At 33.8% G+C, this 23625-nt stretch carries 24 protein-coding genes and 1 tRNA gene; 13 read left to right on the top strand and 12 right to left on the bottom strand.

Annotated features, from left to right (window positions below; all coding sequences use genetic code 11):
• Positions 1-197: 197 nt before the first annotated feature.
• A complete protein-coding gene (gene tmk, locus OOL05_RS05270) occupies positions 198-791 on the bottom strand; it encodes a dTMP kinase (protein WP_010403811.1) in 594 nt (197 codons plus the stop codon).
• A 102-nt stretch (positions 792-893) separates the two neighbouring features.
• Here tmk and OOL05_RS05265 point away from each other — a divergent pair, with 102 nt between their 5' ends.
• From OOL05_RS05265 to OOL05_RS05255, 3 genes are all read left to right on the top strand, one after another.
• Entirely contained in the window at positions 894-1466 is a 573-nt protein-coding gene (locus tag OOL05_RS05265) for a thioredoxin family protein (protein ID WP_064085908.1), read from the top strand.
• Positions 1467-1471: 5 nt separating this feature from the next.
• The gene (locus OOL05_RS05260) at positions 1472-3190 is read left to right on the top strand and encodes a monovalent cation:proton antiporter-2 (CPA2) family protein (protein ID WP_010403808.1); all 1719 of its coding nucleotides are present in this window, start codon (positions 1472-1474) and stop codon (positions 3188-3190) included.
• Positions 3191-3282: 92 nt separating this feature from the next.
• Entirely contained in the window at positions 3283-4443 is a 1161-nt protein-coding gene (locus OOL05_RS05255) for an aspartate kinase (protein ID WP_264730092.1), read from the top strand.
• A gap of 15 nt (positions 4444-4458) precedes the next feature.
• Here OOL05_RS05255 and recF read toward each other — a convergent pair whose 3' ends face one another.
• Complete coding sequence (recF, locus tag OOL05_RS05250) at positions 4459-5538, bottom strand: DNA replication/repair protein RecF (protein ID WP_007302298.1); 1080 nt, start codon at positions 5536-5538, stop codon at positions 4459-4461.
• Between the two features lie 8 nt (positions 5539-5546).
• On the bottom strand, positions 5547-6014 hold the full coding sequence (gene bcp / locus OOL05_RS05245) for a thioredoxin-dependent thiol peroxidase (protein WP_010403789.1): 468 nt from the start codon (positions 6012-6014) through the stop codon (positions 5547-5549).
• A 63-nt stretch (positions 6015-6077) separates the two neighbouring features.
• Here bcp and gshB point away from each other — a divergent pair, with 63 nt between their 5' ends.
• Positions 6078-7004 carry a glutathione synthase gene (gshB, locus tag OOL05_RS05240; protein ID WP_007302296.1) on the top strand — a complete coding sequence of 309 codons (927 nt, stop codon included), beginning with the start codon at positions 6078-6080 and terminating at the stop codon, positions 7002-7004.
• Here gshB and OOL05_RS05235 read toward each other — a convergent pair.
• On the bottom strand, positions 6989-8011 hold the full coding sequence (locus tag OOL05_RS05235) for a UDP-N-acetylglucosamine--N-acetylmuramyl-(pentapeptide) pyrophosphoryl-undecaprenol N-acetylglucosamine transferase (protein ID WP_010403780.1): 1023 nt from the start codon (positions 8009-8011) through the stop codon (positions 6989-6991). The genes gshB and OOL05_RS05235 overlap by 16 nt on opposite strands.
• A 73-nt stretch (positions 8012-8084) precedes the next feature.
• On the opposite strand from OOL05_RS05235, the gene OOL05_RS05230 reads away from it, so the two are divergent.
• Positions 8085-8444, top strand: coding sequence for a hypothetical protein (locus tag OOL05_RS05230; RefSeq protein WP_264376009.1), 360 nt, complete (start codon positions 8085-8087; stop codon positions 8442-8444).
• Position 8445: 1 nt separating this feature from the next.
• Here OOL05_RS05230 and lpdA read toward each other — a convergent pair whose 3' ends face one another.
• From lpdA to der, 5 genes are all read right to left on the bottom strand, one after another.
• Positions 8446-9831 carry a dihydrolipoyl dehydrogenase gene (lpdA, locus tag OOL05_RS05225; protein WP_264730089.1) on the bottom strand — a complete coding sequence of 462 codons (1386 nt, stop codon included), beginning with the start codon at positions 9829-9831 and terminating at the stop codon, positions 8446-8448.
• 601 nt (positions 9832-10432) lie between these two features.
• Positions 10433-11236: an aminoglycoside phosphotransferase family protein gene (locus OOL05_RS05220; RefSeq protein ID WP_264730087.1), complete on the bottom strand. Its 804-nt coding sequence runs from the start codon at positions 11234-11236 to the stop codon at positions 10433-10435.
• A 63-nt stretch (positions 11237-11299) separates the two neighbouring features.
• The gene (locus OOL05_RS05215; RefSeq protein WP_264730085.1) at positions 11300-11791 is read right to left on the bottom strand and encodes a disulfide bond formation protein B; all 492 of its coding nucleotides are present in this window, start codon (positions 11789-11791) and stop codon (positions 11300-11302) included.
• Between the two features lie 93 nt (positions 11792-11884).
• A complete protein-coding gene (locus OOL05_RS05210; protein ID WP_264730083.1) occupies positions 11885-12925 on the bottom strand; it encodes a hypothetical protein in 1041 nt (346 codons plus the stop codon).
• Between the two features lie 132 nt (positions 12926-13057).
• Complete coding sequence (der, locus tag OOL05_RS05205) at positions 13058-14383, bottom strand: ribosome biogenesis GTPase Der (protein ID WP_264376004.1); 1326 nt, start codon at positions 14381-14383, stop codon at positions 13058-13060.
• 135 nt (positions 14384-14518) lie between these two features.
• On the opposite strand from der, the gene OOL05_RS05200 reads away from it, so the two are divergent.
• The 5 genes from OOL05_RS05200 to OOL05_RS05180 all read left to right on the top strand — a co-directional run bounded on the left by OOL05_RS05200 (position 14519) and on the right by OOL05_RS05180 (position 19613).
• On the top strand, positions 14519-15343 hold the full coding sequence (locus OOL05_RS05200; protein ID WP_264730081.1) for a hypothetical protein: 825 nt from the start codon (positions 14519-14521) through the stop codon (positions 15341-15343).
• A 124-nt stretch (positions 15344-15467) separates the two neighbouring features.
• Positions 15468-16994, top strand: coding sequence for an acyl-CoA carboxylase subunit beta (locus tag OOL05_RS05195; protein ID WP_264376002.1), 1527 nt, complete (start codon positions 15468-15470; stop codon positions 16992-16994).
• A gap of 675 nt (positions 16995-17669) precedes the next feature.
• Complete coding sequence (locus OOL05_RS05190) at positions 17670-18896, top strand: M61 family metallopeptidase (RefSeq protein WP_264730079.1); 1227 nt, start codon at positions 17670-17672, stop codon at positions 18894-18896.
• Between the two features lie 65 nt (positions 18897-18961).
• Positions 18962-19216, top strand: a complete 255-nt coding sequence (locus tag OOL05_RS05185; protein ID WP_019236861.1) for a hypothetical protein — start codon at positions 18962-18964, stop codon at positions 19214-19216.
• Positions 19217-19439: 223 nt separating this feature from the next.
• Positions 19440-19613 (top strand): hypothetical protein, encoded by a 174-nt coding sequence (locus OOL05_RS05180; RefSeq protein ID WP_264730077.1) that lies wholly within the window; start codon positions 19440-19442, stop codon positions 19611-19613.
• Positions 19614-19754: 141 nt separating this feature from the next.
• On the opposite strand, the gene OOL05_RS05175 is transcribed toward OOL05_RS05180, so the two are convergent.
• Positions 19755-19827 (bottom strand) — tRNA-Thr (locus OOL05_RS05175).
• A 19-nt stretch (positions 19828-19846) separates the two neighbouring features.
• Here OOL05_RS05175 and OOL05_RS05170 point away from each other — a divergent pair.
• The 3 genes from OOL05_RS05170 to pdxH are packed head-to-tail and all read left to right on the top strand — an operon-like array spanning position 19847 to position 21380.
• Positions 19847-19990, top strand: a complete 144-nt coding sequence (locus tag OOL05_RS05170; RefSeq protein WP_164819321.1) for a hypothetical protein — start codon at positions 19847-19849, stop codon at positions 19988-19990.
• Positions 19956-20771, top strand: a complete 816-nt coding sequence (mutM, locus tag OOL05_RS05165; protein ID WP_029237631.1) for a bifunctional DNA-formamidopyrimidine glycosylase/DNA-(apurinic or apyrimidinic site) lyase — start codon at positions 19956-19958, stop codon at positions 20769-20771. Before OOL05_RS05170 ends, mutM begins: the two co-directional genes overlap by 35 nt.
• Before the next feature lie 15 nt (positions 20772-20786).
• Positions 20787-21380: a pyridoxamine 5'-phosphate oxidase gene (gene pdxH / locus OOL05_RS05160; protein ID WP_264375999.1), complete on the top strand. Its 594-nt coding sequence runs from the start codon at positions 20787-20789 to the stop codon at positions 21378-21380.
• A 107-nt stretch (positions 21381-21487) separates the two neighbouring features.
• Here pdxH and OOL05_RS05155 read toward each other — a convergent pair whose 3' ends face one another.
• Entirely contained in the window at positions 21488-22285 is a 798-nt protein-coding gene (locus OOL05_RS05155) for a phosphoribosylformylglycinamidine synthase subunit PurQ (RefSeq protein ID WP_064085770.1), read from the bottom strand.
• Positions 22282-23535: a PstA family ABC transporter permease gene (locus OOL05_RS05150; RefSeq protein WP_264730075.1), complete on the bottom strand. Its 1254-nt coding sequence runs from the start codon at positions 23533-23535 to the stop codon at positions 22282-22284. The genes OOL05_RS05155 and OOL05_RS05150 overlap by 4 nt, the downstream gene beginning before the upstream one ends.
• Between the last annotated feature and the right edge of the window lie 90 nt (positions 23536-23625).

Here is a 23625-nt window from a genome sequence, read left to right as displayed (position 1 = left end):
GAATAGTAGAAATGAGCTAATTAATCGCGCAAGAATATATAGAACAATAAGTGAAAAACCTAAAAATGAAATACAAAGTTTTTTAGCTAATCAAAAAGAGAGTCTTTCGTATGAAATAACGTCACCTAAAATTGATAATTTTTTACCACAGGTTAATGCAGTAACTGTTTAGGTTAGCAAAAGTTCAATACGTATAGCTAAGTCTTTGCAATATCAATAATTTCATTGTGTACATGATTATCACTTTTTTTTTCAATTCCAGTAATAACATTACATCTATTAGATTCTTTTATAGCTATTTCTTGAAATCCTTTTCGAATTTTATGATAGAAATCAATGCTCATTTCTTCATACTTATTTTTATCCTTTGCTCTGCTGAGTCCAACTTGAACATCAATATCTAAAATAAATGTGATATCTGGATATTTAATTTCCACTAATTTGTGTAAGTCTCTTATTAGACTCAAGTCAACACCTAGTCCATACCCTTGATACGCAATAGTTGAATCGATAAATCGATCACAAATAACTGTCTTTCCCTCTTTAAGAGCTGGCAATATTAATTTTTTCATATGTTCGTGCCTCATCGAGATAAGCAGCAAGAGTTCAGAAATAGGATCAATATTATCCTTAAGTAGTAATCCTCTTATTTTTTCTGCAAAATCAGTACCACCTGGTTCTCTAGTCAATACGACATTATTTTCACCGTGAATTTGCTTGAAATAATTTGCAAGTAACTCAGACTGTGTTGTTTTACCAGAACCATCTATTCCTTCGAAGGTTATGAACATAAATTTTATAATTACAATGCTAAATGCAAGCAGTGTACATAGAAACCATTTGACATTTAAGCAATAAGATCATAAATTATGGTATACAATTCTCTATGAGCTATGGTTACGCTAGACACTCCTAAGATAGATTTAGACTTTACTGCAAAGAATTTCAATCTCCTGGGAGTGGATAACAAATATTATACATTAAGTGACTGCTATGGGGAAAATGGTCTCATTGTAATGTTTATATGCAATCACTGTCCTTACGTTCAATCAATTATTAGCAATCTAGTAAGCGATGTTAATTTGTTGAAAAAAGATTATCAGGTAAACACCGTTGCAATCATGCCAAATGATGTAAATGAGTACCCAGAAGACTCCTTTGAAAACATGATTAATTTTGCCAAGGAAAATCAGTTTACATTTCCATATTTGATTGACAATAACCAAGAAGTAGCTAAAGAGTATGGTGCTGTTTGTACCCCTGATTTTTTTGGCTTTAATTCCAAACTAGCCCTCTGCTATCGCGGGCGTTTTAACAACACAAAAAAAGAGAAAGTTCAAAATTACGAAGTAGGAAGTAGTGATTTATTTCAAGCCATGAAATTTATTGCAGAAACTAGCAATCCTCCAGTTGACCAAAAATCAAGCATTGGTTGTTCAATAAAATGGTCTAATTCTACAGGTTAAATATTATGCACAGCGGCTCTCAGCATTTGTTTGATATTATAATTTTACTCTCTGCTGCTGTGTTTATAGTCATAGCGTTTTGGAAAATGAATATTAGCCCAGTACTTGGTTACTTTGTTGCAGGTGCATTGATTGGTTCTCATGGATTTAATCTGATACATTCAGTTGAAGTAATGGATAACTTTGCAGAGTTTGGCGTAGTTTTCCTATTGTTCATTATAGGTCTTGAATTGACATTTGAACGCCTTATCGCTATGCGTAGGCATGTGTTTGGGTTTGGTTCCCTTCAAGTTATAGTTACCATGATAGCAATATGGTGCATTGCTCTTGCCTTTGGAGTAAATACAAACATGGCAGCAGTTATTGGTGGTGGACTTGCACTATCCTCAACAGCAATAGTGTTGCAGGTTCTGCAAGAAAAGGGTTCTCAAGCAAGCCAAGTTGGTAGATTGTCAATAGCAGTGCTACTAATGCAGGACTTTGCAGTGGTACCTCTAATAGTACTAGTGCCCCTGCTTACTGGCAATTCTGAACACAGCTTAATAAGCTCGTTGGCAGGCTCATTAGTGCAAGCAGCTATTGCATTGGTGTTGATATTTGTAACTGGTAGGTTATTACTGAGGCCATTGTTTTCGGTTATTGCCAAAATGGAGAGTAATGAAATCTTTATATCAACAACACTTCTGATAATATTAGGATCAGCATTTATTACTGAACAATTTCATTTATCAATGGCATTAGGCGCATTTGTTGCTGGGTTACTAGTTGCAGAAACAGAACACAGGAATTCGGTAGAACATGCAGTATTGCCATTTAAAGACTTATTTCTTGGTTTATTCTTTATGACTGTTGGCATGTCTATTGATATTGACCTTTTACTCAATAAGTTACCACTCGTTACTTTATTATCAATTATCCTTATCGTTTTAAAGACGTCCATTATATATACATTGTGTAGATTTTTTGGATTTAGAAGTGCACCTGCAATACAAGCTGGATTACTGCTTGCACAAGGCGGTGAATTTGCATTTATTTTATTCCGTTTAGCAGATGAATTAGATGTACTATCAAGTGAAATCGCTCAAGTGCTTATGATGGTAACTACAGTAACTATGGCTTTTACTCCTCTTTTATCGGGAATTGGAGACTGGATAGCAAATTCATTTAGCACTGAAAAAATAATACTAGACGATGAAGCAATCGAAACAGACACACAAGACCTTTATAATCACGTAATAGTTGCTGGGTTTGGTAGAGTGGGATATATGGTAACAAAAATGCTTACTGCAGAGCATTTAAGTTATGTTGTTGTAGATATTCAATCAAAAATAGTAAAAGAAGGAAAAAATGACAGTTTTCCTATATATCTTGGAGATGCTACAAGATATGAAATTTTAAAATCAGTAGGAATAGAAAGAGCTCAAGCTCTTGTGGTTTCGATAAAGAACGAAGTTACTATAAAGAAAATAGTTTCTCTAGTTGCAGCAAATTTTCCGCATGTAAATATTATAATACGTTTGCCAGATTTGAATAATGTGGAGGTTTATAAAGATCTAGGGGCTAGTAAAATTATTCCCGAAACATCTGAAATTGGATTGCAGCTAGGTGGAGCAGCATTAAGTTTAAGTGGAATTAGCGAAAGTGGAGTTACATCTTTAAAAGGTAAATTTAGAAAAGGCAACTACAGTATGTTAAAAGAACTTGGTAATGATAAAGATGAATAGCCCTATATCACTTTAATTAGTGACCAGAAAAAACACATTTAATTAAGCAACTATACTCTCTAGAAAGGTGAAAAATTGACCTTATTGTAACTATGAACAAAATAATCATAAAAAAATTTGGTGGGACTTCACTAACTGACTTAAATCGAGTTGCAAACCTGATAAAAAATGATATTGAGAAAGGTTGTAATGTAATCGCTGTTGTATCTGCTGCTGCAGGATTCACTGACCAAATGGCTTTTCAAGCTAGGCAAATTTCAAATTTAAATTGTAGACAAGAGTTATCAGAGTATGATGTTCTCCTTTCAGCAGGAGAACAGATCTCTTGCGCATTATTAGCTATCACTCTTCAATCTATCGGAGTTAATGCTAAATCATGGCTCGCCTGGCAGTTACCAATTCTAACGGATAATTTTTATTCTGAGTCTAAAATAAAAAAGATAAAAATTGACCATGTAAAAAGATCTTTTGCTGAGGGTTATACTGCTGCAATCATTGCTGGTTTTCAGGGTATATACGATGATAGAATCACTACTTTTGGTAGAGGAGGATCTGATATCTCAGCAATTGCCTTTGCTGTAGTCTTTGGTATTAGGACTTGTGAAATTTTTACTGATATTGACGGAATATATACAGCAGACCCAAAAATTGTTCCAAGGGCACGCAAGCTTAAATCTATCTCTTACAATGAAATATTGGAGATGTCGTCATCTGGTGCTAAAATATTGCATAATCGTTCAGTACAACTTGCAATGAAGCATAATATTAAGGTGCAGGTGTTATCCACTTTTGAGGAAGTAGAAGGCACTACAGTACTACACGAAAAAGATGTACTGGAAAGATACTTAATTACTGGAATAACTTATAGCACTCACGAAGCTCTTGTAACTTTTACTAACTTTGCAAATACTCTGGATACTTTAAGAGATATAGCAGGAGCAAACGTTAAAATTGACATGATACATGGGTCAAGCTTTTTGATTTCTAAATTTGATGTTGATTTAATGAAAAAGTTATTGAACAAAAATGAAAATTATGTCGTAAACAATAATATAGCTAAAATTTCAATAATTGGTATTGGTGTTATGTCTAACACTGAAGTGATGTACCGCACACTCAAGGTTTTAAGCGAAAAAAAGATAGAAATACTTGCTGTCACAATGTCCGAAATCAAGATCAGTATAGTTGTTCAAAAAAAACACGCTGAGGCTTTAATTAGAGATTTACATACCGAATATGAGCTTGATGTATGACAGCACGCTTGAAATTTATTTACTTGATAATTCAAAAAACTTGAAAGAGCAAAGATAGTTATTGAAATTATCTTGATTTACATCGGTTATCCAAGTTTGACATTGAATGCTTAACACCTCCTCCATTAACACCTTTCTGTAATCTTTATCCAGATGCGACATTATATCGTCAAGCAGAAGAAGAGGTGCTTTATTGTAATGAATACACCTTGCTTTTACACTAGATAAGATGATAGAAAGCAGTAATAGCTTTTGCTCTCCAGTAGAACAAAGATTTATTGGCATGTCCCCTTTTTGGCAAAAAACCCAAAAATTATCATTATGTACAGAAAAGGTTACTCTACCAGTTAATGAGTCTTTTTCTCTGTTTTCCTTTAGACGATTCTGAAAATATTCTGCAGTATCGTTCAAAGTTAGCTGACTGCTAAATTTCAAACTTGCCTTTGGAAAAAACTCACAAGAATGGTTATCAATTGTGTCTTGTAATATCTTTAAAACAGATGATCGCATACGTAAAATATCAATTGCATTGGTAGCCATGACGTTTTCAAGACTAGAGAGCCAACTTTCGTCCAAAATATTCTCTCTAAGCAATTTACTTCGCTCATGCTTAGCTTTTCTATATTTCATGTAGCAATAGGTGTAATTTTCTTCAAATAGTGAAACTATACGGTCTAAAAATTTTAACCTGTCGCTTGGAGAATTAAGAAGAATATAGTCCATTTGTGGAATTAGCCATATTACATTAGATATTCTATACAAAGATGAGTAGCTTGACTGCGTTTTCCCATCAATTTGTATTAATTTCTTATTAAGATTCTTTCCTATACCAATTGAGTTAAGCTCTGCTCCATTGAAAAAATCATAATACACTACCCAACTTTCATTACTGCGCCTATTTTGCATCTCATTGATTTTTGCTTTTTTCATTCCGTTGCTTTTAGCAAGCAATGAGATTGCTTCAAGTATATTAGTTTTTCCAATACCATTTTTGCCAGTTACTACAACTGGTCTATCATCTAAATCCAGTTCAAAGTTTGAATGACTACGAAAGTTATATAATTTCAGTTTTTTTATATAGCAATGGGTAGTCATTCTTTAATTTATATTCTCCTTACTTCTTCTAGAACCTCATCAACATGTCCACTAACTTTTACGTTTTTCCAGATCTTCACTACTTTACCTTTTTTATCTATTAAAAAAGTAGTGCGCTCTATTCCCATATACTTTTTGCCAAACATGCTTTTTTCTACCCAAACACCATATTTTTCCAACATTTCAGCATTTTCATCAGAAACTAAAGAAAATGGCAAAGAATATTTTGCTTTGAAGTTAGCGTGGCACTTAACGCTATCTTTTGATACACCAATTATCACTGTGTCAAGAGAAGAGAAATTTTCTATTTTGTCTCTAAAGCCTTTTGCCTCCATTGTACAGCCCGGAGTATCGTCTTTAGGATAAAAATAAAGGACTACATTTTTTTTATCAAAAAATTCACTCAGCGATAAAATTTCGCCAGAATCTGTTGGCAAACTAAAATCAGGTGCATTATTTCCTACTGTTAATTCCATACTTTGCTCCATTATTAACACTTTTATGGTACTATAGTATATTGTAATAGGAAGGGAGGATAAATGAAAGTAGCTTTTCAAATGGATGAAAATATAAATTTTGAAACTGATACTACATTTGCATTAATAAAAGAAGCGCAGAGGAGAAAGCACGAAATTTTTGTCTATGTTCCTAATAATCTAGCACTCAAGTTAAATCAGTCAATTGCTCTTGCTCAGAAAGTCAGCGTTGATGATTTTGGTTTTACTTCTAAAGAAGATGTAACTATAGATTTGAATGAAATGGATATCATACTTATCAGGCAGGACCCACCTTTTGATATGCGGTACATTACAACAACCTATATCTTAGAAAAGACTACTGCGTTAGTAATAAATAATCCAACAGAAATAAGAAACTGTCCTGAAAAATTAATTACTTCACTATTTCTAGAGCTAATTCCTCCAACTTTGATCACTGAAAATATATCGATGATTAGAAATTTTTGTCACGACTATCAAGATATCATCTTGAAACCACTATATAGCTATGGAGGAAATGACGTAATAAGAATACAAGACCAAAATAGCATTCAAGTGGTAGTCGATCTCATGATTGCAAAATATGAATGTCCTGTAATTGCACAAGCATTTTGTAAAAAGATAAATACAGATAAAAGAATACTGCTACTGGATGGAAAGCCAATAGGAGTAATGAAGCGAGTTCCAAAGTCTAGCGGAGAAATCAGAACAAATATGAGGCTTGGAGCAAGTTTTGAATCTATTGAAATGAATGATAGAGACACTGAAATATGTAATAAAATCGGTCCTGAGCTAAAGAAAAGAGGGCTAATATTTGTTGGTATTGATATTATAGATGACTTCCTTCTTGAAATTAACACAACTTCGCCTACGGGAGTAGTTTATATCAATAAGTTGTATAGTAAATCACTAGAAAAAGAACTATGGGATGCATTTGAAGAAAAAGCAATTCGTCAACTAAGTTCTTGAGCTATTGCCTTAATAAATTCAGTAACTCCATTCCTTATTCTTGTTTTCTTAGTATTATTAGCCATATCACGCAATTTTTGACAATTTTGCAATAAATCAACTAGCAACTCTCCTAGATTCTTTTTCGCGTTACTATTTTGCTCAACCATTACAGCTGCTCCCGAATCTTCAATATGTTTTGCATTATAAAATTGATGGTTATCTTTTGAGTGAGGATAAGGAATATATACAGCAGGACGCTCAGCAAGAGTAATCTCTGCTATTGAAGTTGCCCCCGCTCTGCTAATTACCAAATGAGCATTGGCCAGTTTATTTTCCATATCATCGAAAAACTCACTTAACTCACAATCAATTCCTTCACTTTTGTATAGACTCTTGACCTTGTTTATATTTTTCTTCGTACATTGCTGCGTTACTCTAATCCTCTCTTTTACTTCAACAGGTAGATCACAAATTACGCTGCTCACTACATCATCAAAAAAATTTGCACCCTGACTGCCTGCTATTATTAACACGTTTAAAACTGTTTCAGCTCTAGAATAGCCTTGTGCTTCTATATCGACAAAATTTCCTGTAAAAACGCATTTACTACCTTCTGCATACTTAGTCTCTGGAAAGCTAGTTGCAATTAATTTTGCACTCTTGAAAAAGAATCTATTTACTCTCCCTAAAACTGTGTTTTGTTCATGTAAAACTATAGGTATAGAAAGAATCTTTGCTGCAAGAAGAGTTGGAAAAGAAGCGTAGCTACCAAAACCAATGATTAGCTTTGGTTTTAATTTTCTCGTTTGATACAGTGCTAATACACAACTATACATTAACAAAAAGAGAAACTTCAATTTGTTGCCACTTGGCTTGCACAATGGTAAAATATAACTTTCTATATTGATGGTTTTTTGATCATTGAATAATATACAATTGTGCCCTTGTACCTTTAGTGCTTTTGCTAAGGTTATAGCTGGAAAAACATGCCCACCTGTACCGCCTGTTGCTAGAATAATAGTCATCTGTAAGTAGTAATTTGATAATAGATTGTTAATTATTTTTTAATACTTTGCATGTAAAATTTTATCAAGCTTTATGATAGTTGAGTTAAAAATGCCTAAAAATAGTGACAGTAAAAAAGAATCTAACGTAAAAAATAAGCCTCAAGAGCAAAGCAGAAGCGGAGGTTTATTAAAAAACATAATAAAAGCTCTTTTTAACTCAGTTGTTGATCTACCTCAGCAAGAACAACTCAATAAAAATATTGATAGACAACAAGGTTTAGACAGTAAAAGAAAAAGCCCAGAGGATCTTAATCAGGAAAAAAAGCTTGAAGTGAAAGAAGCAGCTGAAGGGTTAAAAGAAAAGTTAGAAAAATCTGATATTGGTAATCAATCTATTAGAATTGAATCGCCTAATCAGGATAATTGTAGCTCTAAAACAATGGATCGTTAGCTTAACTATTTAACGATTCATCATCTGCAGCAAGTACTGATTCGTGTATAATTTCCGAAATAGTTGGATGAGGAAAAATCGTAGATTTTATGTCGCAGTCTGTTCCCTCTAGTTGCTTTGCAAGAGCGAAATTGCTAATTAACTCTGTTACTTCCGCTCCTATCATGTGAGCTCCAAGAAGTTCGCCTGTTTTTTTGTCTATAATTGTTTTCACTAAACCTTCAGTTTCACTTAGTGCAATAGATTTACCATTAAAGTTGGAGTGAAATTTTCCTACTTTTATATCGTATCCACTTTTTATTGCCTGTTCCTCAGTAAGGCCAACGCTTGCTACTTGCGGATGAGAGTAAGTGCAATTTGGTATGCACTCTTTTTTTAACTTATGAGCATTTTTACCGGCAATTTTCTCAACACAGATTACAGCTTCATGACTTGCTTTATGCGCTAAACATGGGGGACCAGCTACATCACCTATTGCATACACACTTGATTCACTTGTTTCATACCACTCATTCGTTTCAATGAAACCAGAAGGACTCAACTTAATTTTTGTATTTTCTAAACCTATATTTTCAGTGTTTGCTTGCACGCCAACTGCAACAATCACCCTATCAAATTCTTTGCTCTCACCACTACTTAGTAACACTTGAGCAAAGTCTTTATTTTTAGTCAAAGCTTTTACGCTACTGTTTGTATATATTTTTATCCTTTGTTTTGTGAATATTTCTTGTGCTAAATTTGAAATATCTTTATCTTCCAGCGGCAAAATAGTGTCTTTTACTTCTATAATTGTTACATCAACTCCCAAAGTACTATAAAAACTTGCAAACTCTATTCCTATCGCACCAGAACCTATGATTAGTAGAGATTTTGGTAACTTCTTTGGAGTCATAGCGTGCTGCGCATTCCATATTAAATCTCCATCTACTTCGATTCCAGGAAGATTTCTTGCCCTTACACCTGTTGCTAAAATGATATGCTTGGAAGAAATTTCCTCCTCCTTTTTGTCATTAAGAATTTTTATAGTACGATTACCTGCAAGTTTACCGAAGCCTTGATGGACTTTGATGTTATTTTTTTTCATCAAATACTCAACACCACTTGATAGCTTGCCAACAACGTTCCTTGAATATTTCACCATTGATTGTATATTAAAACTTGCATCCTTTACTTTTATGCCAAATTCTTCTGATCTTCTTATTAATCTATAAATTTCAGATGCTCTAAGTAGCGATTTTGTTGGTATACATCCCCAATTTAAGCATATACCACCCAAATTTTCCTCCTTTTCAACAATTGCAGTTTTAAGTCCAAGCTGCGCCGCTCTAATTGCTGCTATATAACCACCAGGACCGCTGCCTATAACTGTAATATCATACTCATTCATCAGTTTTCTTCGTATGCAAAAGACTATATATAACAGATGGAACCCGTATGATCAATGCTCAGGTGCATAGAAGCGGCTTGACAAACCTTCCCACTTTTCTTCTTATATCAATAAGAGTATTTATCCTTATTTTTAATCTCCGCGGGTTTAACAACAAAACTCAGATATTTATTGGCAGATTACATAAAAATTATAGCGGCTACATGTTTTTTAAATTTTTTCTACTTCAGCCAAAACACGCTTGTTAGCACATTATCAATTTACATTATTAAAACTCACTACTGGGGGATTCTTTTGCCTTTTTTCTATTTGGTAAATTTCTTAATATTTGTAGCTAAAATTTCAGGATGTCATTCCAGCACTTCTTATTACCTGTTCTGGATCCCAGTATCTGGGCACTGGGATGACAAAAACATAAGATGACACCGAAGGGGCTACTCGCATCTTTTTAGCCCAAATCACAATGTTCGTACAGCTGTGACTAGTATGATACCTTCCTTATACAAAAAATTTTTTGATAAAAAAACTGGATTTCAATACTGAGATTACATCCTTTCTAGTGGAGATTGCTCTCAAATCACAATGTTCATACAAATATACTTTATGAATTGCGTTTATAATCTCTAAACACTTCATTAATAGTGTGCCAAGCTTCGACAGCGTTCGTGTTTGTGGTAATATCAGCAAGAGCCTTCCATAAAGCCCAGGCACGGCCACGAGTCCAAGTGCTAGCATCCAACGGAAGCATTGCACGGAAGATTTTTCGGCTTTCTCCTCTAAGCAGCGTCCAAGCAATCATTAGATCGCAAGAGGGATCGCCGATCCCCAATCCTCCAAAATCAATGACGGCACTCAATTTTCCTTCTTGCACCAATAGGTTGCCAGCGCTAACGTCACCATGGACCCACACTGGCAAACCTTTCCAAGCGCTTGCTAGCGCTGCTTCCCAGAGCTCGATTGCAGCATTGGCATCTATTCTATCTTTTAGAACGGCAATTGCTTGCTTTGTCTCAGCATTATAGGTTGTTAGTACCCCTCCACGATAGAAATTATGTGGTCCGGGAAGAGGCCCATCTGTAGTATCTATGCGTTGTAAAGCAGCGAGAAATTGAGCAAGGCTGGTTGCAAAGTCATTCAGATCTGCTATGTGCACAGATGCAGCGGTGTTGCCATCAATCCATTGGTAAATAGACCATTGCCACGGGTAACCCTCACACGACTCTCCCATTGCCAAAGGCTTTGGAATTGAAAGTGGCAGTAAAGGTGCCAACCTGGGTAACCACTTTTGTTCCTTTTCCACCTGCATTGCATACTTTGCAGCGCTTGGCATACGCACAAGCATGTGATCACCCAGACGAAATGTTCTATTGTCCCATCCACCGGGCACGATTTGGCAGATAGACAAGATCTTTAAATTGCGGAAACTGGGTGACAACTAAGCGGTGTACAAATGCAGCATCTACTCTTGCTACTTTTTGCACCAATTGTGCCTTAAATTTCTTTCTTTACAATATATCCTACCTGATACAAACAGGGCTACTATAAGATAAATAAGATTCCATGTTGCTAACGAAACACCAAAAATATAATGAGGTCTGTCACAAGACGGAGAGTAGTTAGGGTTTAATAGATTATTTCTTAGCTCTTCTATGCTAACGTTACCACTTGCTTGCTCTGTACAGCCTAAAACATCATGAAATAAGTGGAGTTCAAGACCTACATGATAAAAAGATATTATTGCACCAATGAGATAGCTGCAAAACATCGCATAGATTAGGATTTTGTTGTCTTTGAACATGTACGCAACTGCAAGTAGCCCTGTAACATAGTAAGCTACTCGCTCGTATATACATAACTTACACGGTATCATATTGAAAAAATACTCTAGCACATATGCAAAAATTAAAGCGACAGCGCTTGATAAGAGAAAAATTATAGAACTGTTATTTACATCTGACATAGTTAATGAATTACTACAATATCTGTGAAGAGTCAACTCTTGTTTGACAACGTTTCATGTAACGATAGAACACTAAGTACTATGTTACCACTTTTACACCCTATACATATGCTCGCCGTTGTATATTGGTTCAGTAATCAGCCCTTTCATATCAGTTGCAACTCTAGTATCACTATCTATTTTTGCAATCTCTTCTTTAGTATACAATTCATCCTTGTTTTTCGTCCAGCTATTGTCATATTGAATATCAACTTCTCCTCCATTTGTTTTAAACCCAAATGTTTCTTGCATAAGCAATCTTGCTTCTTCCAAACGTCTATTGTAACGTTTGTTAGAATCTTGATAGCTAGATATAAGAAGAAGAACGTCATTAGAAAGAGTGAAATATACTATCTCTTCCATAATTTTGTAAATCTCATGTTCTGATAACTTAAACAAAGGATAATCTTTTTGAAACTTATTCTTTACTTCATTGTAAATTTCCATAATTTTTACTCTACCAGCATCGCTTAGAGCAATGATAGCATTTTCAATACTTGCTATACCATCATAGTCATAACCTTTTCTGTCATTTTCAGCAACCAAAAAGCCATGCACAGCCTGAATCTCACCAACTTTCTTATCTTCTTTAGGTAAGATATCAAAATCAAAATAGATCATAGGAGACTTCAGTGCTAACAACATAAATATACGCATACTGTCTATCTCAACACCAAAAGATAATCTTTTACTTTCTGGAATAGAGTATAGATCTTTGAAATATTGAGATACATTGTATAAAGGACATTTAGATAGTTCTGTTTTCTTATTTGGTTGTAAGTGAAAGCTGAATTCATACTCTCCTAAATCCAGCTCATTAAAATCTATAAGTTCTATATTTTTGTTTGGGTTAAATTTTCTGTTTGATATTTTATTCTCCAACTCTTTACGTTGCGTAGGAGTAAAACCAGATCCATTTATTACTAACTTCACTACACGCGTATCTTCTCTTTTTGCCCATTCGCTCAATCTCTCCAAATATTTTTCTGGAATCAGGTATCCATATTGCCTTGGAAGCCACTGAAATACTAAAGGTGTATCAACCGTGAAAGTATGTGGAGATCCAGGCCTTAAATCTTGTCCTTTATAATTCATAGCAAAAGTACTAAACAAGTTAATACTTTACTATATAATATTAATTTATCAACTACTTATTTAAGTAATATTATTTACTTATTAAGAATATTAATAAGATAAAAAACTATATTATTAATAAAACAAGATTACCTACTTTACATAGGGATTCTTATTCTTTTTCAAAAGCAATCTGACTGGTACGCCTTCAACAAAGAAGTTTTTTCTAAGCCCATTAGTCAAATAACGTTTATAACTCTCATCAACACTTTCCGGGACGTTGCATACCAAAGAAAAAGCTGGAGGTTTGGTGCCAATTTGAGCAATATACTTCATTTTAATCTCTCTACCTTTTATAAGTGGGTGAGAATGTTTTTCCACAGCATCTATTAGCCAATTATTCAGTTTTGCAGTGCTGATCTTCTTGTTTAAGGATTCACTCACTTCAAGACACTTATCTATCACATCACCACAGCGCATACCTTTCAATGCAGAAATTGTTACAGTTGGCACTTCCAAAAATAACCGAGTCACTTCCTGTTGTTTGACAAATTTTATTAACTTACTTCTGTCATCCTTACCTATTAAATCCCACTTATTTAAAACAATGATAATTCCCTTCCCCCCTTTAATTGCAGCTTCAGCAATTGATAAATCCTGCTGCTCAACGCCAAGCAAGGAATCTAGCATTAAAATCACTACATGAGAGCGCTTTATTGACTCTATACTTTTTTCAACAAATCTTGATTCTAAGTTATCAACAACATTTGCCTTTCTGCGGATTCCCGCAGTATCGATGAGAGTGATTAATTTCCCATTATGGTCGTATGAAATATCCACAGAGTCACGCGTGGTACCAGGTTTTGAGCTTACTATTAGTCTATTTTCTGCAAGTAAACTGTTTAAAAAAGTTGATTTTCCAACGTTTGGGCGACCGATGATTGCAATCCTCAGTCTAATGGACTCACTTTCAGGCAGCTCAGTTTTTTTGTTAAAATCTTCAATAACACCAGCTAATACATCATAAAGATCAATCATACCAAGATTATGTTCGGCTGAGATATACACCGGACCTATGAAGTTGAAGAACTGCAAATAATCAACATTTTCCGATTTATGACTTTCGCATTTGTTTGCTATTAGTATTACAGGTTTGTTCGTTTTTCTCTTCAGCCACTTTGCAAACTCTTTGTTCTGCTCGTTTTGCACTTTTGCATCAACAAGAAAAAAAATTACATCTGCGCTTAATAAAGAAAACTCTATTTGTTCAATAACTTGTAGTGAAAAACTGGTTTGGTCATTCCATCCTCCTGTATCTATAACTTTAAACTCTAAATCACTAATTCTTCCAATTCCTTCACGCCTATCTCTCGTTACTCCTGGAATGTCACTAACTACCGCTGCTTTTCTTCTTACTAGCCTATTAAATAGAGTTGACTTGCCTGCATTTGGAAGGCCTATTATTACTATTTTCAGCATAGTTTAAGAGCGTATTTTATACATAGTAAATTATAATCAAAATTTTTCATTTTAACTATTGACTTGATAGATTATATACCTATCCTAAAATTAGGATATTTTATCTTAAGTTTATTATGTAGAATTGGAGGCGCTATGCATAATGCAAATGAAACTTTAATAATGAATTTCGATCAAGTTGCTCAATTAACTCCTAAAATTTATAAATTAGGGACACCTTATAACAACAGGACACGTATATATAACTATATAACTTTAGCTAAAGCATTGGAGAATCTCAATGATCCATCCCGGTCACATGAAAATAAGGAGCTTTTTTTGAGTGACAATGATGAAGAAATTAAGAAATTTCTGAGTGTAATTCGAAAAGGAATTGCTGAATATACAGGTAATGATTCTGTAGATGTGAGGTTGAGAGGAAAAGAAGATAAATCATTTACTGCATGGGTATCGTTAAAAGAAGGCAGAGGTGAGTTAAAATTTGATAACTCATTTCCTGGTAAAGCCTTAAAGGATAGTAATCCAAAAATTGGAGCTTTTACATTGGTATCTCCAGAAGATAAAAGGTTGGTGCGTGTTTCACAAAGTGATGATGGTGTAAGGCTTTATCAAATACTAAATGAGTCTTGTATAATTAAATTTAACTGGAAAGTGGGTGATAGAGATTGCAGTATTGCTTTAAATATTAGTGAAAATGGTAACGTATTTTGTACTGATTTAAGTGATAATATAAGTCCTAAGGACTTCGAGGAAAACAAAGCTGTAAAAATAAAAATTGGCTATTATGAGAATAAGAAGATGGATAAATATAATGACATGACTCTAGCAAAATTGGTCTCATTGGCTTCAAACTTACAAGGAATTGAAAGAGAAGTTATAACAATTAATCCATCAACAGGTGTAACAAGTGCAAGTGCACAGAATGTTAGTGAGTCTCAGCATTCTCAAAATATTAAATAGAAATTGCTAGCGCATTAATTATCGTACACATACACCGTTGCATGCAGCAACGGTGTATGTGTATAATCAATAGGATTTGTAAGCTCAATAAAGTTTACAACCAATTTGAAAGTTATTTTACTACATGCAAGACTCTGAAATACTAGAAACTCTAAAGATCAAAATATTAGAAGCCGAAAAAGGAGGAGGTCCTGATAGAGTTAACAAGCAACATGAAAAAGGAAAGCTAACCGCTAGAGAAAGGCTGAGTATATTGCTCGATGAAAATTCATTTCAAGAGTATGATAAGTTTGTGAAGCATCACGCAACTGATTTTGGCATGCAAAATGCTGATTTTTTAGGTGATGGAGTTGTAATTGGCCATGGTACTATTTATGGCAGAAAAGTTTTTGTTTATTCTCAGGATTTCACTGTCTTTGGTGGATCACTTGGTGCATCACATGCAAAAAAAATATGCAAAATTATGGATATGGCAATTAATGCCAGAATTCCAATTATCGGACTAAACGATTCTGGTGGAGCCAGAATCCAAGAAGGAGTAAATTCCCTTGCTGGTTACGGAGAAATTTTTCAAAGGAATGTAAATGCATCAGGCGTTATACCACAAATCTCTCTAATCATGGGCCCATGTGCTGGCGGTGCAGTTTACTCTCCAGCGCTAACCGATTTTATTTTCATGGTAAAAAATAGCTCATACATGTTTATAACCGGACCAGATGTAGTGAAAAAAGTTACATACGAGAACGTAAGCCACGAAGATCTCGGTGGAGCAAAAATTCATACGAGCAAAACAGGAGTAGCAGATTTTGCATTCAATAATGAAGTTGAAATGCTACTAGAAATGCGAAAATTCTTCACCTTTTTGCCAGCAAATAATCAAGAGTTGCCAAAAACTGTACCAATCTGCGACTTAATTGATGATGTTGATGAATCTTTGAACACTCTAGTTCCTAGTAATCCTAATACTCCTTATGATATGTATGAACTCATTGAAAAGGTGTGTGATGAAAGGAAATTTTTTGAACTAAAACCCGATTTTGCTCGTAACATCATAATTGGCTTTGGCAGAATTGGAGGAAATACTATTGGTGTTGTTGCAAATCAACCTATGCACCTTGCAGGATGCTTGGATATTGACTCTTCAAGAAAAGCTGCAAGGTTTGTAAGATTTTGTGACGCATTTAACATTCCCATCATCACACTTATTGATGTTCCAGGGTTTTTACCTGGCACGAATCAAGAATACAATAATATAATACAACACGGAGCGAAACTGCTTTACGCTTACGCTGAAGCGACCGTGCCGAAAATTAGCCTTATCACTAGAAAAGCGTATGGTGGTGCATATATTGTTATGAACTCAAAGCATTTAAAAGGTGATATAAATTATGCTTGGCCAACCGCTGAGATAGCTGTAATGGGCCCTGAAAGTGCAGTTGAAATTATATTTAGGCATGAAAAAGAACAGCAAACGTTAATCAAAGAATATAAAGAGAAATTTGCTAATCCATTTTTTGCTGCATCACATGGATACATTGATGACATTATAGTGCCAAGTAAAACAAGGCATCACTTTCACAAAGCATTAGAGCTACTTAAAAACAAGAAAGTAGAAAGAATATGGAAGAAGCATGATAATCTTCCTTTGTAACTTTCCTCTCAGTCTTTATTGTAAGGTCTACAGTGCCGTTACACCAAGTTGGATTACCAATAACGCTAACTTTTGGGTTCCTTTTTTCTATAATATATTCTTATAGCTAAAAAATTACTTCCGCATATTCTAAATCTGATTATAATGACAATTAGAGATACTTTTAGAGCTCAAAAATTTATCTTTGTCTGCAGACTTTTTTTTATTAAACAATCAAACTCATAAAAAAATGTAGCGTATCCTCTTCAGCGTATGTGGGTGCATACACACATACTTAATTTCTGTCGTATGTGCACTGCATTTTTTTCTAATCTTTTTTTCACAGGGGGATTTTATGTTCAGAATTCCAGATACTTGACCTTTACTTTAGCTAATAAAAACCAACTGGTACCTGCGGTTTTTATAGCCTCAAAATTTCAATCAAGCTTCAACTATCATTCAAAGAAACTTATAGTTATTCTTAGTGTTATTACTATAGTAGCAATGCTGATATATGATGATAAGAATATGGATCCTTTATAACTTTTTTCTCAGCCTTTATTATAAGGTGTTCAATAATATGGGAAGAGTAAAGTTTTAAAGAGATAATTAAAATTATCCTTATCACCTACTTAGCAATAAATTATATTTGCTTAATCGTAATTACTTACACTTCTTCAATGTCCTGTTTTATTTATGGCAAACATTAAGCTTAAAAATGTACACAGTCTATTAAATTATATTATTTGTTTTTTCCTTATATACATTCAGTATATGCATTCTGCTATTGCTTTAGATAACTCTTCATCACATTTAAAAAACTTACCTGATTTTTTACCTTTTAGAAAACCTTTTGATAATATAGAAAAAATTATTAGAACTGACAATTTTAGAAGTTTTGATCTTGATAAAAGAAATAAGCTTTATACCAATGCTCATAATAGTATCAGTCTTGTAAATATTATTAATAAAATTATCTTAGCTCAAGATAACTTATTCATACTAGAAAGTAAGCCGTATAATATAGTACTTGTTGATAATCCCAATCTTAGTAGAACTACAGGTGCTGCAGGAAAGGACTATGTAATTATTGAGGGAAGCTTAAAAAAAAATATCAAAGATTATACTAGAGTGATATCACATGAATTAATTCACAGATATATAGGACATATAATAGAGCAAGACAGCGATAAGAAAAATGAAATAAAATATAAGTGGTTTTTTGAAGGATTTACGGAATTTTATGGAGTGAAAACCTTACTTGACACGAAACTTATTGATAAAGATGAGTACTTAAAAATAATTAATATTACTTTAAAAGAGTATTTTAATTCTTTAATACCTAATATTGATTTCGAAAAAATAAATCAAAAACATTTACTTGATCAAAGCATAAGTATGCTAAGCTATAACAAAGGTTTTATCCTTGCAACAATAATTGATGAGAAATTAAATGAGGTTAGTAATGGAAGGTATAACTTATTGACTACTATAAATAGTATAATAAGTGAAATAACTTCAAAGAAAGTTAATTTTAATGTTGACTTATTTGCAAGTCATTTAAAACATTACTTACCAGAGTACCTTATAAAAGACATCATAGCCTCTATAAGAGATTCTAGCATACTTCTCAAATTACTACCCAGCAGATTACTAAATAAAAATTTAACTTTCCAAGATACTGATAAGTATAGTGATATATGCTTTAACTTAACCAGAAGTCTAAAGCTACAAAAGATACGTGGGGTTAAATTAGGTGGTGATTGCCATAATATGGGACTCAAGGATGGTCAAGAACTAAAGTGTTATAGTATTGACTTTAATAGTGGTAATATTAAGTTAAAAGTCCTTGAAAACAAGATACCGAAAGTTATACATTTGAAAGCAAATAAAATGACGAGTAGCATTCCAATATATAAATAGCTCAGATAAATGCTTGACAAAAGCTATAGTAAACCTAGACTTTGCTATTTTAAAGCAAAGTAATTATGGTAAACAATAAAGAAAAACAAGTGGATTTATTATTAGAGCTTCTTAGCGCTAATATCGGTCAAGTTAGTAGTAGTGTCATACTTAAAAGAATAGAAAAGCTTTCAGATAATTTTCATGGTAGAAATAATCACAATAGCCATTGTCAGTTTGATAGAGATGGTGGAGGGCATGGTAATATATGCTGGGCAGATAAGATAAAAGAAGACCTGACTGAGAACTATCATAAAAAGGATAGAGAAATTTCTATATAACTTTTCATTAGAGCTATTTTACGGTAATTATTCAAGAGTTGAAGGATTTGGCAAAAGAAGTCCTTTTGTATTACCGTTAATATGTGTTTCCAATAATGGTGATCTCGATCCACTAGATGATTTGAGAATATGTGTCCCTCATAAGTTTGTTGAATATAACATCAGCAATACTAGTTGGGCTAAGTTCTTATCAGATAAATTTTTTAACAACTTTTTGAGTGATATGGAAAATAGGCCTGATGATTGTAAGCAGTGTTGTTATGAAAATATTTGTGGTGGGGGAAGTTATGGTAACAGGTTTAACCCTGCCAACGTAAGTTTTAATAATCCTTCAGTATATTGTGAGGGATTTTTGGCAAAGGATTATACAATTTCTTTTAATGCATGGATTTTATAAAGAAAAATTACGGCAGGTATTATTGAATAGTAATACTGAAAAAGCAGCTTAATGGTAGTGTATAAAAGGTATTTACTAGACGTTTTTCTATAATCTAATTAGCATCTAGAGGATTGACTTTATGAATATCGTCCTCTAAACTGCCGTTACCAAGATTCGAACTTGGGACCTCGTCATTACCAATGACGTACTCTACCACCTGAGCTACAACGGCAAGTTCACGTATTATGATAATGAATAACATGAAAAAAAATAAGGAAAAAGAAGAAGAGAGAAAAAGATTGGCAAAAGCTTTAAAGCAAAATATTCTAAAAAGAAAAAAACAGCAACAGAGTAGACAAGATGCCAGAACTCCCAGAAGTGGAAGTAATCTCTAACTTCTTATTTGATAAAATCAAAAATAAGAAAATAAGCAATGTGACAGTCAATAATTGTAATTTGCGTGTACCAATAACGAAGAATATTGATGATTTGCTAAAGGGCAAAGTTATAAATGATATCAAGCGTAGAGGTAAATATATAATCTCGAATATAGATGCTAGTATGGCTGTAATCATACACCTTGGCATGAGCGGAAAGCTTATATATGCTGAAGACAATCAAGCACAGAACAAACATGATCATGTGATATTCTTATTTTCTGACAACACTTCACTAATCTTTAATGACCCAAGAAGGTTTGGATTAGTGATTGTTTTAAACAGAGAGCAAGAACTAAATTTTTTTAATAACCTAGGAATAGAACCCCTCACAGATGAATTTGACGGACATTATTTACAGAAGTTGCTAAAGAACAGAAAAGCAAATATCAAATCAGTATTAATGAATAATAAGCTAATAGTTGGCGTAGGTAACATATATGCTTCTGAGAGCTTATTTAGAGCTCGCATATCACCACTTAGGCTAGCACAAGATTTAACATATATAGAGTGCGAAAAACTTGCTATCGAAATAAAAAATACTCTGAGTGATGCAATTGCTGCTGGTGGTTCAACACTGAAAGATTATGCACAGCCATCTGGATCTGCTGGATACTTTCAAAATAACTTTTACGTATATGGTAAAGTGCAAAAACCTTGCAGAATCTGCAACAATATCATAACACTTATACGACAAAATGGTCGTAGCACTTATTTTTGCAATGCATGTCAGAATTAAATTTTATTTTTGCATATGACACTCTTACCTGAAAAAGATCCTTTTGATTTGTTCTCAAAGTGGTATCAAGAAGTACTTAATTTTCCGTGTAAAGAGTCAACTGCAATGACGCTAGCAACGTGTAGCAAAGACTGCATTCCATCTGCAAGAGTGGTATTACTAAAGGAATATAGTAAAGAAGGTTTTGTGTTCTTTACTAACGTAAACAGTAGAAAAGGAAAAGAATTGACTGAGAATCCCAAAGCTGCACTCGTATTTCATTGGACAGAATTTTCTAGACAAGTACGAATTGAAGGAGAAGTTAGGCTTCTAAGCGGCAAAAAGGCTGACGAATATTTCTCCTCTCGAGCACGTGATAGTCAAATTAGCGCGTGGTGCTCAAAACAATCAAGAGTTCTGAAAAATTGGCAAGATTTTGAGCAGGCTATAGAATTGAAAGAGAAAGAATTTCACAATATACAAGTTTCTCGTCCTGACTTTTGGGTGGGATTTTGCGTAATCCCAAAGGTAATTGAATTTTGGCAAGAAGGTGAATATAGGAGACACACTAGATTTAGATATACTCTTGTTGAGAAAAGCAATTGGAAAGTGGAACAATTATATCCCTAACGTTAGAGAAAGCTACTCTGCAGATCAAAAATAAGGATTTATTGTCATAACAAGGAAAGTAACTTTTTATGGCTTAAAAACTTGTTGTATGTAACGTATTGTAATACTTACGCAAAATATTTTAGTGCATTCTCAAATATGAGCATTCCATCACCATATTTTGGCATAGCCACTCCTGAACGTTTACATTTTTCTTTTTCAAGAGGCCAGTTGTCCTGCTGAGTAAAAAATATTCCTCTCTCTGGGTGAGGCATTAAAGCTAAAACTCTACCACTTTTGTCTGACAAAGCTGCCAGGTCGTATATAGATCCGTTTGGATTGTAAGGAAATTGTAAATTTGCATAGTCACCATTTTCATCAACGTAACGCAGTGCAACGGAATTATTTTCAATCAATTGATTTAAAATATCTTGATCCATAAAAAACCTGCCTTCTCCATGAGCAACAGGAAGATATAGCTCACTCAGGCCCCGTAGCCAAACAGAACTACTCTGCGGATTAACTCTCACTCTAATCCAACGACATTGGTAATTACCTATATCATTAGAGGTTAAAGCTAGATTAGAGAATTCTGGAACTAATTTTACTAATATCTGGCAACCATTACATATCCCTATAATAAGCTTATCCTGAGATAAGAAATTTTGAAATTCGTCTAACAAGTTGTTTTTTATACGTAAAGCAAATGCATTACCAGCACCAGTATCATCACCATAGGAAAAACCTCCTGGAATTGCAAGTATATTGCTTAATTTCAGTTCACTTGGATTATCTATAATATCATTAATGTGAACGATTTTTACTTCAATATTATTAATACCAAGCTTTCTGCTGCATTCCATAAATGCAAATGCAGTTTCTTTTTCGCAATTTAAGCCATAACCAGATAGGATTGTAATTTTCATGAATCAAAAAACTCGAACTTTCTTTTTACAAAATTTGCTATTAAATTCAAAGCAAATAGCATTAACAATAAAGCTATAATTGCAATGGCAGCAAGCTCAATAAATGCAATTTCAGGACTACTTGACCATATGTATATTTGTACAGGTAAAACAGTTGCCGGATCGAAGAAGGATGTAGGTGTATCAGCAATAAATGCTACCATGCCTATCATAAGTAAAGGGGAAGATTCGCCTAAAATCCTTGCAATTGCAAGCACTGCACCATGTATTATCCGTGGCAACGCAATCGGTAAAGAGTGATCCAATATCACCTTGATGTGAGGTGCACCTAGCGCAAACGCTGCATCTTTTATTGCAATAGGAACGTTTGTAAAGGCATTTTTTGTTGCAATAATAATATTAGGCAGCATCATAAATGAAAGAGTCATCCCGCCAACAAGCGGTGAAGAACGGGGTAAACCAAATATGCCCAAGTAGAGAGTCAGTCCTACCACACCAAATATTATCGAAGGCACTGCAGCAAGGTTATTCATGCTAATTTCTACAATACTGGTTATTAGCCTATTTCTAGGCATAAATTCATAAAGACAGATACCTGACATAATTCCTATTGGCAATGCCAACGCTAAGCATACTATAATTGTCATTAATGAACCGATAAATGCCCCTAAAATCCCTGCATTCTCAGGCTCACAAGAATCAGACTTAAGAAACAGAGACTTATTAAAAAATTTTCTTACTCTTCCCTTCTCTTTTAACCAATCAAGTAATTTAGCATAATGACCATTCAAACATTTATTTTTATATAGTGAATTGATCACACTCGATGCGGTAAACCAAATCTCATATTCACCACTATCTTTTACTTTCTTACGAAAAAATTTCTCTAGTTCTTTGTAAGAATTACGACTTAAAATTTCGTCACTGTCTTTAAAGTCAATTCCTTCAAACACTTTATGTAAAGAGTTATTGAGTAGTCTAATGGACTTATATCGTAAATCACCAGGATTATTAGTTAAAATAAGATCAGCATTTATTTCAACTGGCAATAAAATTTTCGTTACTGTTAAAGCACTGTAAGAGTTAACTAATATACTTAGTAATATACATATAGGACACCCAATTGAGACAATCAGTGCTGTAAAAGAGCAAAAGCATAAAATGCTGTTCTTTTTATTTTTTCTTTTTACACGAGCATGTACGCGCTTAGATTGAAGTAACTTAAGGAAGTTTTTCTTTATTATACCCATTTACTTTTCTTTACATGAGGATTTGAAAAGACTTTCCCCTTTTTCCAGTGCTTGACACTGAGATCTAACAGGCTTTGCCTGCAAATAATT

This window comes from Wolbachia endosymbiont (group B) of Episyrphus balteatus, from assembly GCF_947250575.1.
In the GTDB taxonomy this organism is placed as follows: Bacteria; Pseudomonadota; Alphaproteobacteria; order Rickettsiales; family Anaplasmataceae; genus Wolbachia.
The sequence above is the reverse complement of the archived record's forward strand: the minus strand, read 5'-3'. Positions and strand labels throughout refer to the sequence as shown.

What these genes read in the sequence shown, in the direction of transcription:
- OOL05_RS05230 (WP_264376009.1), top strand. Translation starts at nt 8,085, where the DNA reads ATGATAGTTGAGTTAAAAATGCCTAAAAATAGTGACAGTAAAAAAGAA.
- OOL05_RS05265 (WP_064085908.1), top strand. Translation starts at nt 894, where the DNA reads ATGGTTACGCTAGACACTCCTAAGATAGATTTAGACTTTACTGCAAAG.
- gshB (WP_007302296.1), top strand. Translation starts at nt 6,078, where the DNA reads ATGAAAGTAGCTTTTCAAATGGATGAAAATATAAATTTTGAAACTGAT.
- OOL05_RS05235 (WP_010403780.1), bottom strand. Translation starts at nt 8,011, where the DNA reads ATGACTATTATTCTAGCAACAGGCGGTACAGGTGGGCATGTTTTTCCA.
- OOL05_RS05150 (WP_264730075.1), bottom strand. Translation starts at nt 23,535, where the DNA reads ATGGGTATAATAAAGAAAAACTTCCTTAAGTTACTTCAATCTAAGCGC.
- mutM (WP_029237631.1), top strand. Translation starts at nt 19,956, where the DNA reads ATGCCAGAACTCCCAGAAGTGGAAGTAATCTCTAACTTCTTATTTGAT.
- OOL05_RS05170 (WP_164819321.1), top strand. Translation starts at nt 19,847, where the DNA reads ATGAATAACATGAAAAAAAATAAGGAAAAAGAAGAAGAGAGAAAAAGA.
- bcp (WP_010403789.1), bottom strand. Translation starts at nt 6,014, where the DNA reads ATGGAATTAACAGTAGGAAATAATGCACCTGATTTTAGTTTGCCAACA.
- OOL05_RS05255 (WP_264730092.1), top strand. Translation starts at nt 3,283, where the DNA reads ATGAACAAAATAATCATAAAAAAATTTGGTGGGACTTCACTAACTGAC.
- OOL05_RS05215 (WP_264730085.1), bottom strand. Translation starts at nt 11,791, where the DNA reads ATGTCAGATGTAAATAACAGTTCTATAATTTTTCTCTTATCAAGCGCT.
- OOL05_RS05200 (WP_264730081.1), top strand. Translation starts at nt 14,519, where the DNA reads ATGCATAATGCAAATGAAACTTTAATAATGAATTTCGATCAAGTTGCT.
- OOL05_RS05190 (WP_264730079.1), top strand. Translation starts at nt 17,670, where the DNA reads ATGGCAAACATTAAGCTTAAAAATGTACACAGTCTATTAAATTATATT.
- OOL05_RS05185 (WP_019236861.1), top strand. Translation starts at nt 18,962, where the DNA reads ATGGTAAACAATAAAGAAAAACAAGTGGATTTATTATTAGAGCTTCTT.
- OOL05_RS05155 (WP_064085770.1), bottom strand. Translation starts at nt 22,285, where the DNA reads ATGAAAATTACAATCCTATCTGGTTATGGCTTAAATTGCGAAAAAGAA.
- OOL05_RS05180 (WP_264730077.1), top strand. Translation starts at nt 19,440, where the DNA reads ATGGAAAATAGGCCTGATGATTGTAAGCAGTGTTGTTATGAAAATATT.
- lpdA (WP_264730089.1), bottom strand. Translation starts at nt 9,831, where the DNA reads ATGAATGAGTATGATATTACAGTTATAGGCAGCGGTCCTGGTGGTTAT.
- OOL05_RS05195 (WP_264376002.1), top strand. Translation starts at nt 15,468, where the DNA reads ATGCAAGACTCTGAAATACTAGAAACTCTAAAGATCAAAATATTAGAA.
- der (WP_264376004.1), bottom strand. Translation starts at nt 14,383, where the DNA reads ATGCTGAAAATAGTAATAATAGGCCTTCCAAATGCAGGCAAGTCAACT.
- tmk (WP_010403811.1), bottom strand. Translation starts at nt 791, where the DNA reads ATGTTCATAACCTTCGAAGGAATAGATGGTTCTGGTAAAACAACACAG.
- pdxH (WP_264375999.1), top strand. Translation starts at nt 20,787, where the DNA reads ATGACACTCTTACCTGAAAAAGATCCTTTTGATTTGTTCTCAAAGTGG.
- OOL05_RS05260 (WP_010403808.1), top strand. Translation starts at nt 1,472, where the DNA reads ATGCACAGCGGCTCTCAGCATTTGTTTGATATTATAATTTTACTCTCT.
- recF (WP_007302298.1), bottom strand. Translation starts at nt 5,538, where the DNA reads ATGACTACCCATTGCTATATAAAAAAACTGAAATTATATAACTTTCGT.
- OOL05_RS05210 (WP_264730083.1), bottom strand. Translation starts at nt 12,925, where the DNA reads ATGAATTATAAAGGACAAGATTTAAGGCCTGGATCTCCACATACTTTC.